The 1,002-nt window shown below is 74.3% G+C and carries 1 protein-coding gene; it reads left to right on the forward strand.

Annotated elements, in window-relative coordinates:
- Positions 1-1,002: PP2C family protein-serine/threonine phosphatase (locus B7767_RS29390; protein WP_179167336.1), on the forward strand; the 1,002-nt coding region annotated here is incomplete at both ends.

Genomic DNA, 1,002 nt, shown 5'->3' on the forward strand with positions numbered 1-1,002 from the left:
TCATCGAGTCACCGGAGGAGTTCGCCGAGCGCTATCCGGGGCTGTGGCAGGGCATCACCGGGCTGAACATCACCTCGGCGGCCTATCTGCCGCTGATCGTCCAGGCCCGTCCCATCGGTGCGATGGGGCTGCTCTACAGCGACCGGCGCGGCTTCACCGCCGAGGAGCGCAACGTCCTCGTCGCCCTGGGCAGCAGCATCTCCCAGAGCCTGCAGCGCGCGATGTTCTACGAGCAGGAGATGGACCTCGCCCGGGGGCTGCAGCAGGCCATGCTGCCGCGCACCATCCCCAGCGTGCCCGGCGCCGACCTCGCCGTGCGCTACCGCGCCGCCACCATCGGCGGCTCCTTCGGCAGGGACATCGGCGGCGACTGGTACGACCTGATCCCGCTGCCGGGAGGCCGGGTGGGCGCCGTCATCGGCGACGTCCAGGGCCACGACACGCACGCCGCCGCCGTCATGGGCCAGCTGCGCATCGTGCTGCGCGCCTACGCGGCCGAGGGCCACCCGCCGCCCACCGTGATGGCCCGCGCCTCGGTCTTCCTGCACGAGCTCGACACCGACCGTTCCGCGACCTGCCTCTACGCCGAGGCCGACCTGTCCACCGGTGTGCTCCAGGTGGTCCGGGCCGGCCACCTCGACCCGCTGGTGCGCCGCACCGACGGCTCCTGCCGGCGCGTCCTCGTCCCCGGCGGGCTGCCGCTCGGCCTGTCCGCGGAGTTCGGGCGGCTCGACTACCCGGTCGGCACGATGGAGCTCGATCCCGGCGACACCCTGCTGCTGTGCACCGACGGCCTGGTCGAGCAGCCCGGCTCCGACCTCGACGACGGGATGAAGGCCCTCTCGGCGTTGGTCGCCGCAGGCCCCGACGACGTACGCGACCTCGCCGACCGGCTCATCGACGTGGCCGGGGAACGCGGCGGCGGCGACGACGTGGCGCTGCTCCTGCTGCGCCGCCGCGCCCCGGACGGCGCGCGGCCCGGCGGCCGGCTCAAGCAGCGGG

It is taken from the genome of Streptomyces sp. 13-12-16 (assembly GCF_002114215.1).
Taxonomy (GTDB): Bacteria; Actinomycetota; Actinomycetes; order Streptomycetales; family Streptomycetaceae; genus Streptomyces.